Origin of the sequence: Yersinia kristensenii, from assembly GCF_900460525.1 — a bacterium.
GTDB lineage: Bacteria > Pseudomonadota > Gammaproteobacteria > Enterobacterales > Enterobacteriaceae > Yersinia > Yersinia kristensenii.
Genome location: NZ_UHIY01000001.1, coordinates 2,273,341 through 2,287,271 on the forward strand (window position 1 = coordinate 2,273,341; position 13,931 = coordinate 2,287,271).

The window sequence follows — 13,931 nt, forward strand, 5'->3', positions numbered from 1 at the left end:
AGGGGCACTTCGGTGGCTTACGCCACTACGACCCCAACGGCACGATTCTCCTTCATTTTACTTTGTCAGCAATCTGAAGGCCGCCTAAGCGGCCTTTTTGCTATTTGGACTGCGCTGATATTAAGGTGCCGGGAAGGTAAAGCGGGTGTGAATCTCTTCCAATGCCTTCAATATTTCCGGGGCCAGCACCACATCCTGGCTATCAATGTTACTTTTCAGTTGTTCCAGAGTGGTCGCGCCCAACAAGGTGCTGGCAACAAAAGGTTGCTGGCGCACGAAAGCCAGTGCCATTTGTGCCGGATCCAATCCATGACGTTTTGCTAATGCCACATATTCAGCTATCGCTAATTGGGCTTGTGGCCCGGTATAGCGGGTGAATCGGCTGAATAAAGTATTACGCGCTCCAGCGGGTTGTGCGCCATTAAGATATTTACCACTGAGGGTACCAAACGCCAGGCTAGAATAAGCCAGCAGCTCCACCCCTTCGTGTTGGCTTATCTCGGCTAAACCCACTTCAAAGCTACGGTTAAGCAAACTGTAGGGATTTTGAATCGACACAATACGCGGTAAGTCATGCTTTTCTGCCAAATGCAGATAACGCATCACGCCCCAAGGTGTTTCATTCGAGACGCCAATGTAACGGATTTTACCGGCGCGCACCTGTTCGTTCAGGGCTTCCAGCGTCTCAAGCAAGGTGATGACAGCGGTTTGTTCACTGTAACGATAATTCAACTTACCAAAACAGTTGGTTTCACGTTGTGGCCAATGCAGTTGATATAAATCGATATAGTCGGTATTCAGGCGCTTAAGACTGGCATCTAGTGCCTCACGGATGTTTTTCCGATCCAGTGCCATATTAGGACGAATAGGCTGGTCACTGCCGCGCGATGGCCCGGAGACTTTGCTGGCTAAAATGATTTTGTCCCGGCTACCACGCGCTTTTATCCAGCTACCAATATATTGCTCAGTTAACCCTTGGGTTTCTGGCTTTGGGGGAACCGGGTACATTTCTGCGGTATCAATCAAGTTAATACCGGCTGCAACGGCATAATCCAGTTGTTCATGGGCATCGGCTTCACTGTTTTGTTCACCAAAAGTCATGGTGCCCAGACCCAGCAGGCTTACTTCTAATGAACTGTGGGGAATACGATGATATTGCATTGCCGACCTTCCTTTGTGTCTGAAGTTATCAGGCTAAGTCAAACCCGCCTTATCCGACTATAACGAAGCACTGCGGCAGGGGGAAGAGGGCAAGGAAAAAGTGCAGAGAATAGTGGGGAACGGGTGCGACGAATCGCACCCGAGAGTGGTTTATTTCACTCGCTTATTTTTCTTCCCGCGCATGAGGTTAAGGGTTTCAACACCCATTGAGAAGAACATGGCGAAGTAGATATAACCTTTCGGAATGTGAATCTGGAAACTTTCCAACATCAAGGTAAATCCGACTAGGATCAGGAAAGACAATGCCAGCATTTTGACTGATGGGTGGCGGTTAACAAACTCACCAATCGGCCGGGCGGCAAACATCATCACGCCCACGGCGATGACAACAGCAGCCATCATAATAAACAGATGGTCTGACAGCCCCACTGCGGTTATCACCGAGTCCAAGCTAAAGATGATATCCAACAGCATGATTTGCACAATAGCCGCAAAAAAAGAGCTGACATTACTGTTGTGCTCGGTATCGCTACCTTCTATGGTTTCATGGATTTCTTTGCTGGCTTTCCAAATCAGGAACAAGCCCCCCAACAGCAAAATAAGATCCCGCATAGAGATGCTATGGCCAGCCACCGTAAACAACGGCTCCGTCAGGCGGATGACCCAAGCAATAGAAGCCAGTAATGCCAAACGCATTAACATTGCTCCGGCCAAACCCAAGCGGCGGGCTTTGTTTTGCTGCGCTTTAGGTAATTTCGCAACGACTAGAGAAAGGAAAATAATATTGTCTATACCGAGAACGATCTCGAGGATAGTCAGTGTGCCTAGCGCCAACCAAGCATTTGGATCGGCAATCCATTCAAACATCGTGCCTTACACCTTACGGAAACACAAAAATACAATTATACGCGTTTATTCATTAATCGGAATAATCAGATTCGTCTGTTAAAGCAAAAAGTGCCGAGCGAGCAGCGGGCCGGTAAAGGTTTTTTTCAGGTAAAAACCGCGGGGTAGCGTCATGATAGGTTGCCCATGTTCGCCGATGGCCTCAGTCAATGCTCGGCTGTTAGCCGCTTTTGGACGCAGCTGCAATACTTCGCCATGGCGAGCTGTGATGGTTTCAACTTTACCCAAAACGATAAGATCCATTAATTCTTCCCAATCGCATCGCAGTAATTCTTCCTCTTCCTCATTAGGGCTCCACAATAAAGGTGCGCCCACACGGCGCTGCGCTAACGGAATTTGCCGCTCCCCTTCGACAGGCACCCACAACACTCGGGCTAGCTTGTGCCGCACGTGGCTACTTTCCCAGGTGATACCGCTATTACCGGTCAGTGGGGCGACGCAGACGAAAGTGGTCTCCAGCGGCTTGCCTTGGGCGCTGATAGGAATGGTTTTCAGCTCGATACCAATATCGGCAAAATCCTGTTCAGGTTTACTACCCGCGCTGGCCCCCAGATAGAATTCTAGCAGCATGCCAACCCAGCCTTTAACGCGTTTTAAATCCGCCGGAATGTTCCAGCCCGCTCTGATGGCCAATTCGCCAAGGGTAAAACCTGATAACGCCTCAGCACGTTGAAAAAGTTGATGTTCATCAGTGGGTGGTGCCGGGGGCAGTGAATAAACAGACATAGAGTGGAAACCTGCTAAAGTCGGTTAGAAAATAAGCTGAAATAAAAGTGACCGTAGATGTATTGTTATCCAGTCCAGCAGAAACAAATAATAGCATGATTTAACGGAGGTTTTCTTGCCTCCCCCGCTGGAAATACTTTTATTTTGGCTATCTTGTACACCTGCTGACAGGAATAATGAACAGGATCTTACACCTATTTATCCACAGATTTGTTGGATAACCCCAATAAATCATGATCACTGGTTCAATTTACAGCCTTGACGACAGGTTTATTTGCGAGTTTTGCTCTTTTTTGCACAACTTTGCCTCATTATCTGTGGATAAAAACTGCATTGATGGATCTTTAGCCAGTCTCAGATCCAAAACGGATACAGATCACATTTACGGGGTGTTGATACCTGTGGGAAACCTGTTACTTCATTGAAATTAATCATTTATTTTTTTTTATATTTTGAGCGTATAATTACGTTAAAATGAGTTGTACCTGCTTTTCCCTAGAGTTCTGCACACCTATATCCACAGAAAAAGTGAATAAAATGGCGAGTGTAGACCTCAGGGTGTTTATAACTTTGCCAATATCTGTGAGTTATCCCAGAGTTATCTGGTTTCGCTGGCGGATAAGCAGTGGTTTACCGCCTGTTGCTAGTGTGAAACAATCAGAGCATCTTTGAGTTTTAAGCTTATCGAGGTAGTCCGGTGATCGATGATGATGGCTACCGCCCGAACGTGGGTATTGTAATTTGTAATCGACAGGGAGAAGTGTTGTGGGCCAGGCGTTACGGTCAGCACTCTTGGCAGTTTCCTCAAGGGGGGATCAATCCCGGTGAAACACCAGAGCAGGCAATGTATCGTGAACTTTTTGAAGAGGTAGGACTTAACAAAAAGGATGTCCGAATTCTGGCTTCAACCCGTAACTGGTTACGTTACAAATTACCAAAACGTTTGGTGCGTTGGGATACAAAGCCGGTATGCATCGGCCAAAAACAGCGATGGTTTCTACTACAGTTAATGTGTAATGAAGCCGATATAAATATGCAACGGAGTAGCACCCCGGAGTTTGATGGCTGGCGATGGGTCAGTTATTGGTATCCGGTGCGTCAGGTGGTGTCTTTTAAACGGGATGTTTATCGGCGCGTGATGAAAGAGTTTGCACCTACTGTAATGCCTGTGCAGGAGGCTGTTCTGCCACGGGTACCACCCGCTTATCGCCGTAAAAGAGGTTAAGTTAAGCCGATCATGCTCACGCGTTTGCGAGAAATAGTTGAGAAAGTGGCGATGGCAACCAGCCTGACGGATGCGTTAGAGCTGTTGGTCAATGAAACCTGTCTGGCGATGGACACGGAAGTTTGCTCGATTTATCTGGCAGACAATGACCGCCGTTGTTATTACCTGATGGCGACACGGGGTTTGAAAAAGCCCCGTGGTCGCACCATTACGCTGGCCTTTGACGAGGGCATCGTCGGGCTAGTCGGGCGTCTGGCAGAACCCATTAACCTGGCTGATGCCCAGAGCCACCCTAGTTTTAAATATGTTCCCCAAGTCAAAGAGGATCGCTTCCGGGCATTCCTCGGGGTTCCTATTATTTATCGCCGTCAGTTGCTTGGCGTGCTGGTGGTTCAGCAACGTGAACATCGCCAATTTGATGAGAGCGAAGAGTCGTTCATGGTCACGCTGGCAACGCAACTGGCAGGGATCCTTTCTCAATCGCAGCTTAATGCCATTTTTGGTCAATATCGCCAAACGCGGATCCGCGCATTGGCTGCGGCTCCCGGTGTCGCGGTCGCTGAGGGGTGGCAGGATACTTCGCAGCCTTCCCTTGATTTGGTTTACGAAGCTTCGACACTTGATACCGCCCAAGAACGTGAACGCCTAACACAAGCACTGGAAGAGGCTGCGGCCGAATTCCGCCGTTTCAGTAAGCGCTTTGCTGCCAGCTCACAAAAAGAGAGCGCGGCGATTTTCGATCTCTATTCCCACTTGCTCAATGACGCCCGTCTAAAGCGCGAACTTTTTGCTCAAATTGACGCCGGATCGGTGGCGGAATGGGCAGTTAAGCAAGTGGTCGAGCAATTTGCTGCGCAGTTTGCCAGCTTGCAAGACACTTATATGCGCGAGCGTGCCAGTGATCTGCGGGCATTAGGCCAGCGCTTGCTATTCCATCTCGATGACAGCACCTCTGGGGCCAGCCAATGGCCAGAGCGTTTCATTCTGGTGGCTGATGAACTCACCGCGACACTCTTGGCCGAAGTTCCACAGGATCGCCTCGCCGGTGTCGTGGTGCGTGATGGTGCGGCTAACTCCCATGCTGCCATTTTGGTGCGCGCCATGGGGATCCCGACGGTAATGGGCGCGGATATTCAACCCGCGTTACTGAATCAGCGGTTACTCATTGTTGATGGTTATCGTGGCGAAGTGCTGGTTGATCCGGAGCCGGTGTTAGTCAAAGAGTATCAGCGGCTGGTCACAGAAGAGATTGAACTTAGCAAACTGGCTGAAGATGATGTTGAACAGCCTGCTGCTCTGAAAAGTGGTGAGCGGATTCAAGTGATGCTGAACGCAGGTCTTAGCCCGGAACATGAGCAACTACTGGGGGGACGAGTGGATGGCGTGGGCTTATATCGCACCGAAATTCCGTTTATGTTGCAAAGCGGCTTCCCCTCTGAGGAAGAGCAGGTAACGCAGTATCAGGGCATGTTGCAGCTTTACCCGAACAAGCCAGTAACACTCAGAACATTGGACATTGGTGCCGATAAACAGCTTCCTTATATGCCTATCAGTGAAGAGAATCCCTGTCTGGGCTGGCGCGGCATCCGTGTGACTCTCGATCAGCCAGAGATTTTCCTGATCCAAGTCCGAGCAATGCTTAGAGCCAATGCTGGAACCGGCAATTTGGGTATTTTATTGCCGATGATCACTAGCCTGGAAGAAGTCGACGAGGCAAAACGCCTGATTGATCGCGCGGGCCGTGAAGTTCAGGAACTTCTGGGCTATGCATTGCCGCAGCCCAAACTGGGCGTGATGGTTGAAGTGCCCGCCATGATATTTATGCTGCCGTATCTGAAATCACGGGTCGATTTTATCTCAGTCGGTACCAATGATCTGACCCAATATTTGCTGGCGGTGGATCGCAATAATACCCGCGTGGCTTCACTGTATGACAGTTTACATCCCGCGATGTTACAAGTGCTTAGCCACATCTTGACGCAGGCGACACAGTCTGGCCTGCAAGTGAGTTTATGTGGTGAAATGGCCGGTGATCCGATGGGCGCTTTATTGCTGGTTGGGCTGGGTTATCGCAATCTCAGCATGAATGGTCGCAGTGTAGCGCGCATTAAATACCTGCTGCGTAATATCGATTTAGTGGATGCGCAAGCTCTGGCCGAGCGAGTACTAAGTGCGCAAATGACCACCGATGTACGTCATTTAACCGCGGCATTCATGGAGCGCAAAGGGTTAGGGGGCCTGATTCGCGGTGGTAAATAACTTTGTGATGGTCAATAAGTTTGCGATGGTCAATAGAGTTGACCGGGTTTACAGAACTTTTCTGTTTGGTGCAGTCCAGACAACCGCTGCCCTATGCTATTATGCGCTACCTGTCGCCCTAACCGGGCAAGAACATTAATTTTCTCAAAACAAGAGATATTTCGTGGTGATAGATGAGCAATAGCTATCTGGCGTTTCCTAAATTTGATCCGGTCATTTTCTCCATTGGTCCGGTTTCCCTGCATTGGTATGGCCTGATGTATTTGGTGGGCTTTGTCTTCGCGATGTGGTTGGCGGTTCGTCGGGCTAACAAACCGGGTAGTGGCTGGACCAAAGAAGAAGTCGAAAATCTGCTTTACGCCGGTTTCCTCGGGGTGTTTGTTGGTGGCCGTGTCGGTTATGTTCTGTTCTATAACTTGCCGATGTTCCTCGATAATCCACTGTATCTGTTTAAGGTATGGGATGGCGGCATGTCATTCCACGGCGGTTTGATTGGTGTTATCTGTGTGATGCTGTGGTTTGCTCGCCGCACCAAGCGTCATTTCTTCCAGGTCGCTGATTTTATGGCTCCACTAATTCCATTTGGCTTAGGTGCTGGTCGTTTGGGTAATTTTATCAATGGCGAGCTGTGGGGCCGTGTCACGACAGATACCCCGTGGGCGATGCTGTTCCCCACTTCTCGGGGCGAAGATATTGCGATTGTTGCCGCGGATCCGGCTAAATGGCAGGCGATTTTCAATCAATACGGTGTATTGCCGCGCCACCCTTCGCAACTGTATGAAATGATATTGGAAGGGGTGGTGCTGTTTATTATCCTGAACCTATTTATCCGTAAGCCGCGCCCGATGGGCAGTGTTTCAGGCCTGTTCCTGATTGGTTATGGCGCGTTCCGTATTATTGTTGAATGTTTCCGCCAGCCAGATGCCCAGCTCGGCTTGTTCGACGGCGTGATCAGCATGGGGCAGATTCTCTCTGTGCCTATGATTCTGGCCGGTATCATTATGATGATTTGGGCGTATCGCCGTCCTGCGCAACAACTTTCGTGAGGTAACATGAAACAGTATCTGGATTTGATGAAAAAAGTGCTGGAAGAAGGCACTCCTAAAGCTGACCGTACCGGTACCGGGACTGTGTCGATTTTTGGGCATCAGATGCGTTTCAATTTACAAGATGGTTTCCCGCTGGTGACCACTAAGCGCTGCCATTTGCGCTCCATCATCCATGAGCTGTTATGGTTCCTCAATGGCGATACTAATATTGCCTATTTGAAGGAAAATAACGTCTCAATCTGGGATGAATGGGCGGATGAAAACGGTGACCTTGGCCCGGTTTATGGTAAGCAATGGCGCGCTTGGGGCGCTGCTGATGGCCGCCAGATTGACCAACTGAGCAAAGTGGTGCAACAGCTCAAGCAAGACCCAGACTCCCGCCGTATCATTGTTTCAGCATGGAATGTCGGTGAGTTGGATCAAATGGCTTTGGCACCTTGCCATGCTTTCTTCCAGTTTTATGTTGCTGACGGCAAGCTGTCTTGTCAGCTATATCAACGCTCCTGTGACGTGTTCCTCGGCTTGCCATTTAACATCGCCAGCTACGCATTATTGGTGCATATGATGGCGCAACAATGTGATTTGGAAGTAGGTGATTTTGTCTGGACGGGGGGTGATACGCACTTATACAGCAACCATATTGATCAGACAAATCTGCAATTGAGCCGCGAACCGCGGGCATTACCGAAACTGATTATCAAACGTAAACCTGATTCATTGTTTGATTATCGTTTTGAAGATTTTGAAATCGAAGGGTATGACCCGCACCCTGGCATTAAAGCGCCGATCGCTATCTAATCTTTTACCGGAGCCATTTGGCTCCGGTTTCGGTTTATACCCGCCATTTTAGCCCGCAATCATCCTCCTAATAGCCCTTCTCTTCACTTTATCTACTAAGCCCATCGGCAATCAAATTGCGAGCCATGCCGCACACTTTTCTGCATTTATGTCGCCGTGAATAAAATTTTGCGCAGCTCTTCCAGCCTTGATAAGCAGCTACTGGATCTCAAATTTTCACAACGTAAACTTACGCCATGAAAACCAATCTACGGCTCAATATACTTCATGCATAAAAATAATATTCTTAAAAAACAAAATGGTATCAGTCTTATTGAACTGCTGTTGGTCATTGCCTTAGCCGGTGTTATGGCTGTATGGGGGGCACAAAATTGGCACCATTATCGGCAACGGGAGAGGCTCGCGGACAGTGCTCGCCAGTTACTTGCCTTTCTAACTCATTTGCAGGCCAAAACGAATCGCAGTAACAACACGGCATTGTTATGGATACAGCAAGAAGAACAGGGGTGTTTAGGCAGTGGTGATAAGCCTGCCACACCCTGTTCCTCATTAGATGGTTCAGTGTTTATTCCACCTTATCCTGATGTTTCTATTGCGATTTCTCTGCAAAAAGAAATGGGTTTCTTTGGTGTAAGGAATACCGCACAAGCAGGAAATATAATGCTCAGTAGTCCGGCTGGGCGTATTCGGCTCATTATCTCCAGTCGCGGGCGAATGAGGCTATGTAGCGATGAGCAATCAATAGCGGGTATTCATTTATGTTAGTAACGATAAAAAAACCAGAGGCCGCCGTATCAGGTTACTTTTTACATAAATGTATGACGGGTTTTACCCTACCCGAAATGATGCTGGCGCTGAGTGTGGGTAGCTTGATTATTATGGCGGCCACTCAGACTTTCCCTCGGTTACACAAGCAAATAGCAAGGTTACAGCAACACTATCATCTGGAGTTAGCGCTGAGCCAAACTATGGCTGCATTGGAAAAAGACCTACGGCGGGCTGGATTTTGTCACGGTGAGTGTCAGGGCAACGCGATGACTACACAGCATTATCCAGGGGAAGTGACAAACTCTTGCTTGATTGTTGCTTATGACCTCAACCGCAATGGTCGGTGGGAAGGGGCGAAACATCAGGAATCTGAATATTTTGGTTATCGGCTACGCAATAAAGCATTAGAAGGTCAGCGCGGTGAGCTGAATTGTTCTGGCAGTGGTTGGGAAAAACTGTTTGATCCACAAAGTATCACCATAACGCACTTTTCTGTTACCCCATTACCGCAGCAAACTTCGGGTCAGGTTTATAGCGTGCAACTGGCGGGGCAAAGTACCGGTAACCCAGCCATACATAGTCAGCTGAGTTATACCATCCGTGGGAATAATTTATGAGCTGTGATCATCAACGGGGGACAAGTACCCTGGCTGCTGTTGCTACTCTTTTTTCTCTCGGTTTATTTTTGTTATCAGCTTTACACCGAAAATTGGATAATATTCAGCATATTACCGCCGAGGAACAACACCATTTACGGGCCTTTAATCAGGCAACATCATCATTGAATTGGGGGGTGGGGCAGAAGTGGTCATTCAGTATGCCGTGGCAAGCCGGTTCAACATGGCATTGCAATGAGCACCTGCAATATGGCTTAAAAGCCTGTCTTAAACCTGCCTCGCTGGCCGGTTTTTTTATCCTCAGGGGAGAGAGCCAATCTTTCGGAACACAGCCGCCTTTGATGCTTTATCAACGCGTCCAACTGCATTCTACTCAGGGAGTTAGAGGAGAGCATCGGTTGGTTAAAGTTGCTCATGGTTGGTCAGATTTTTGCCCGGATAAGGATGCACAATTTTGTATTTAGTCAGATATAGCTGCAAGTCACAGTATACCAGAGAGGGAGGGAATTCTCATTTTCAACAGGGGTTTAGCCTACCAGAGGTCTTAATCGCGGCACTTTTTTTCTCTGTCTCGCTGCTGGGATTACTGCAATACCATCAGGCACTTTTGCAGGGTTTTTCCTCTTTATGGCAGCAACGTCAGGCGTGGTCTTTGCTTAATCAACATATTGAAAGCAGCAGCGGCGAATCAGCGAAAGCATTTCCTGCAGGAATGAAACCTAATTGGCGATATAACCAGTTTATAAATCGAATCGATGGGGAGTGTACGGAGTTTACATTCATCCTGAAAATGCACTCTAAGCAGCAAGCAGAGTTAAGTCGGTGGTTTTGTATTGCGAGTGAAGGCAGCTAACCGCAGCTATAAATATGATAATGAAGATAACCTATTGCACTCACTCATTATCAAGTTAGAGTATTAAACTTCAGGATTTATCCACAAGTGGTAGTCAGTTGGTTTAATCATTTATGGATATTCTCTATATAGAGCTTTAAGGGAGCCATCATGTTCACGGTTTATCATTCTAATCAATTGGATTTACTCAAAGCGCTAACGACTGCGCTGATAGAACGAGAACCGTTGGATAACCCTTTCCAGCAAGAAGTGGTGCTGGTTCAGAGCCCAGGGATGGCCCAATGGCTGCAAATGCAACTGGCTCAACAGTTTAGTATTGCAGCCAATATTGAGTTTCCACTTCCCGCGACTTTTATTTGGGATATGTTTACCCGCGTGTTGCCCGGCATCCCGAAAGAAAGCGCATTTAGCAAAGATGCCATGACATGGAAACTCATGTGGTTATTGCCTGAATTACTGGAAAATCCGGTATTTTCTGCGATGAAACGCTATTTAAGTGACGATAGCGATAAACGTAAAATTCACCAACTGGCGGCACGCGTCGCTGACCTTTTTGACCAATATCTGGTGTATCGCCCTGAATGGCTTGAAAGTTGGGAGCGTGGCCAACTGATTGATAATCTGGACGATGCCCAGCAATGGCAAGCTTTGCTCTGGGTTGAACTAACGCGCTATACCCGTCAGTTAGCACAACCGGAATGGCACCGCGCTAATCTCTATCAGCGTTTTATCCGAACTTTACTCGAATCCGATGTTTGCCCCGCAGGGCTGCCCAAACGAGTATTCATTTGCGGTATATCTGCATTGCCCCCAATTTATTTACAAGCCTTGCAAGCGCTGGGTAAACACATTGATATTCACCTAATGTTTACTAACCCATGCCGTTATTTCTGGGGTGATATTCAGGATTATGCTTTTTTGGCAAAATTGCAAAGTCGCAAACGCAGGCATTATCGTGAGCCGGCTGAAAGTGGAACTATGGACGTAAAACTCTTTCGTCACCCTGAACAGGCCGATCAGCTATTTAATGATGATGGTGAGCAAGATCTGAGTAACCCGCTGTTAGCCTCATGGGGGCGGCTTGGTCGTGACCATATGTATTTATTATCTCAGGTTGATGAGATTCAAGAGGTTCATGCTTTTGTTGATATTGAGCCGGATAATCTCTTACATGGCGTTCAGCATGACATGCTGGAGCTGGAAGACCACGCTATTATTGGCGTCACTCCAGAAACCTTAGCCCACAGCCACCAAAAACGTGTTTTGGAACTCTCGGACCGCTCCTTGAGCCTGCATGTGTGCCACAGTCCGCAACGCGAAGTAGAAGTTTTACAAGATAATTTACTGAAATTATTGGAGGATTCTCCAGATTTGACCCCACGCGATATCATTGTGATGGTCGCGGATATTGACAGTTACACCCCCTATATTCAGGCCACATTTGGTAATGCTACCGGGGAGCGTTATTTACCCTTTGCTATTTCCGATCGCAAGGCCAGTCAGGCTCATCCCGCACTTCAGGCTTTTATTACTCTGCTTGATTTGCCCCAGAGTCGTTTTACTTCTGAGCAGGTATTAGCCCTGCTGGAAGTGCCCGCTTTAGCCAATAAATTTGGTATTAATGAGGATGGATTGCGCCGTTTGCGGCAATGGGTTGGCGAGTCCGGTATCCGTTGGGGATTAGATGATGACAATGTGCGCGAATTATCTCTGCCCGCAACCGGCCAGCATACCTGGCATTTTGGCATAACCCGTATGTTACTTGGCTATGCCATGGATAGCAGTGCCGGTGATTGGCAAGGGGTGCTACCCTATGATGAATCCAGTGGTTTGGCGGCAGAGCTCGCGGGGCAACTAGCGGATATGCTGATGCAATTAAGTCAGTGGCGGCAGCAGTTAAGTGAATCCCGCGCGCTCAGTGAGTGGCTGCCGTTATGTCGTCAATTATTGGATACCTTCTTTGAACCCGATAATGATACGGAAGCGGTGCTGGTACTGATTGAACAGCAATGGCAGAAGGTTATCAGCTATGGTATTGCTGCCCAATATCCGGATATCGTGCCACTGAATCTGCTACGGGATGAACTGGCTTCGCGCTTGGATAATGAGCGCATTAGCCAGCGTTTTCTCGCCGGGCCCATCAATTTCTGTACATTGATGCCTATGCGTTCTATCCCGTTTAAAGTGGTGTGCTTATTGGGGATGAATGACGGTGTTTACCCACGAACTCTGCCGCCGTTGGGCTTTGATTTAATGGCTAAACAGGTTCGCCGTGGTGACCGCAGCCGACGTGACGATGATCGCTATCTGTTCCTGGAGGCATTACTCTCTGCCCAGCAACAGCTTTATATCAGCTATATCGGGCGCTCAATTCAAGACAATAGTAAACGCTATCCCTCGGTATTGGTTAGTGAGTTGATTGAATACATTTCGCAAAGTTATCGCTTGCCTGGTGATGAAGACCTCAGTGCTGATGACAGCGCCAAACGAGTTATTCAACATTTGCTCTGCTGGCATCCACGCATGCCGTTCGCAGCAGAAAATTTCATCCAAAACAGTGAGCTACAGAGTTATGCGGCTGAATGGTTGCCCTCTGCTGAATCCAAGGGATTGGCACACCCAGAATTTAATCAACCTTTGCCACCTGAACCCTTGCCTGAAATCACTCTTGATGAATTAATCCGTTTCTATCGCCACCCTGTGAGAGCATTTTTCCAACTCCGCTTGGGGGTGAATTTCGTTATTGAAGAGACGGAGTTACCGGATGAAGAACCTTTTATCTTAGATAACCTCAACCGCTATCAGTTTAATACTCAACTGCTGAATGCACTGATTGAAGAAAGTGATATTAATACTGTATTTAGCCGTGCCCGTGCGGCGGGTAACCTTCCTTATGGTTCTTTCGGCGAGCTTTATTGGGAAAGCCAGAAAGAAGAAATGGTGCCATTAGCTGAGCAAATTCGCGCTGAACGTAAAGAGAGTTACAGCATTGAGCTGAATGTTGAATTTGGAAATACCACTCTGACCGGATGGATTCATCAAATTCAGGAGGACGGTTTAATTCGTTGGCGACCCGCGGCATTAACTGCGGTCGATGGGCTTTTGTTGTGGGTTGAGCATCTGGTGTATTGCGTGGCCGGTGGAGAGGGTGAAAGCCGAATGTATGGCCGTAAAGGAACAGCATGGCGTTATGCCCCACTGGATTGTGACGAAGCACGGAAATATTTACAGCAGCTAATCAGTGGCTATCAGCAAGGTATGTGCGAACCTTTACTGCTGTTGAGTAAAAGTGGCTGGGCTTGGTTGAGTCAGTGTTTTGATCGTGAGTCTGGTCAAATTTTGTGGGATGAAGAAACACAAACTAAAGCTCGAATGAAGCTTTTACAGGTTTGGCAAGGTGATCAACGGATTGCTGGGGAAGGTGAGGATAACTATATACAAAGGGTATTCCGCCTGATGGATAACCAACATCTCGACACGATATTACACGAAACTGAACGTTATTTATTACCCATAGCCCGCCATAATAAGGCGTGATAATTGCGCATGACTAAACCAGATTTTCATAC

12 protein-coding genes are annotated in these 13,931 nt (G+C 48.0%); 9 read left to right on the plus strand and 3 right to left on the minus strand.

Annotation, left to right across the window (positions count from 1 at the left end; translation table 11 throughout):
- Positions 1 to 120 precede the first annotated feature (120 nt).
- From DX162_RS10390 to mutH, 3 genes are all read right to left on the minus strand, one after another.
- The gene (locus tag DX162_RS10390) at positions 121 to 1,161 is read right to left on the minus strand and encodes an NADP(H)-dependent aldo-keto reductase (RefSeq protein ID WP_004391745.1); all 1,041 of its coding nucleotides are present in this window, start codon (positions 1,159 to 1,161) and stop codon (positions 121 to 123) included.
- A gap of 150 nt (positions 1,162 to 1,311) precedes the next feature.
- Positions 1,312 to 2,028, minus strand: coding sequence for a TerC family protein (locus tag DX162_RS10395; RefSeq protein WP_004391743.1), 717 nt, complete (start codon positions 2,026 to 2,028; stop codon positions 1,312 to 1,314).
- 78 nt (positions 2,029 to 2,106) lie between these two features.
- The gene (mutH, locus tag DX162_RS10400) at positions 2,107 to 2,793 is read right to left on the minus strand and encodes a DNA mismatch repair endonuclease MutH (protein WP_098081132.1); all 687 of its coding nucleotides are present in this window, start codon (positions 2,791 to 2,793) and stop codon (positions 2,107 to 2,109) included.
- Between the two features lie 697 nt (positions 2,794 to 3,490).
- Between mutH and rppH the strand changes: the two genes are divergently transcribed.
- The 9 genes from rppH to recC all read left to right on the plus strand — a co-directional run bounded on the left by rppH (position 3,491) and on the right by recC (position 13,899).
- Positions 3,491 to 4,018 carry an RNA pyrophosphohydrolase gene (rppH, locus tag DX162_RS10410; RefSeq protein WP_004391741.1) on the plus strand — a complete coding sequence of 176 codons (528 nt, stop codon included), beginning with the start codon at positions 3,491 to 3,493 and terminating at the stop codon, positions 4,016 to 4,018.
- A gap of 12 nt (positions 4,019 to 4,030) precedes the next feature.
- The gene (ptsP, locus tag DX162_RS10415; RefSeq protein ID WP_004391740.1) at positions 4,031 to 6,277 is read left to right on the plus strand and encodes a phosphoenolpyruvate--protein phosphotransferase; all 2,247 of its coding nucleotides are present in this window, start codon (positions 4,031 to 4,033) and stop codon (positions 6,275 to 6,277) included.
- Between the two features lie 173 nt (positions 6,278 to 6,450).
- Positions 6,451 to 7,323, plus strand: coding sequence for a prolipoprotein diacylglyceryl transferase (lgt, locus tag DX162_RS10420; RefSeq protein WP_004391739.1), 873 nt, complete (start codon positions 6,451 to 6,453; stop codon positions 7,321 to 7,323).
- Positions 7,324 to 7,329: 6 nt separating this feature from the next.
- Positions 7,330 to 8,124 carry a thymidylate synthase gene (thyA, locus tag DX162_RS10425; protein WP_004391738.1) on the plus strand — a complete coding sequence of 265 codons (795 nt, stop codon included), beginning with the start codon at positions 7,330 to 7,332 and terminating at the stop codon, positions 8,122 to 8,124.
- A 267-nt stretch (positions 8,125 to 8,391) separates the two neighbouring features.
- Positions 8,392 to 8,889: a prepilin peptidase-dependent protein gene (locus DX162_RS10430; protein ID WP_004391737.1), complete on the plus strand. Its 498-nt coding sequence runs from the start codon at positions 8,392 to 8,394 to the stop codon at positions 8,887 to 8,889.
- A gap of 53 nt (positions 8,890 to 8,942) precedes the next feature.
- Positions 8,943 to 9,509, plus strand: coding sequence for a prepilin peptidase-dependent protein (locus DX162_RS10435; RefSeq protein ID WP_004391736.1), 567 nt, complete (start codon positions 8,943 to 8,945; stop codon positions 9,507 to 9,509).
- Positions 9,506 to 9,973, plus strand: coding sequence for a YgdB family protein (locus tag DX162_RS10440; protein ID WP_032820379.1), 468 nt, complete (start codon positions 9,506 to 9,508; stop codon positions 9,971 to 9,973). Before DX162_RS10435 ends, DX162_RS10440 begins: the two co-directional genes overlap by 4 nt.
- Positions 9,964 to 10,362 (plus strand): prepilin-type N-terminal cleavage/methylation domain-containing protein, encoded by a 399-nt coding sequence (locus DX162_RS10445; RefSeq protein ID WP_032820377.1) that lies wholly within the window; start codon positions 9,964 to 9,966, stop codon positions 10,360 to 10,362. Before DX162_RS10440 ends, DX162_RS10445 begins: the two co-directional genes overlap by 10 nt.
- A 150-nt stretch (positions 10,363 to 10,512) precedes the next feature.
- Complete coding sequence (gene recC, locus DX162_RS10450; RefSeq protein WP_004391733.1) at positions 10,513 to 13,899, plus strand: exodeoxyribonuclease V subunit gamma; 3,387 nt, start codon at positions 10,513 to 10,515, stop codon at positions 13,897 to 13,899.
- Positions 13,900 to 13,931: the final 32 nt, after the last annotated feature.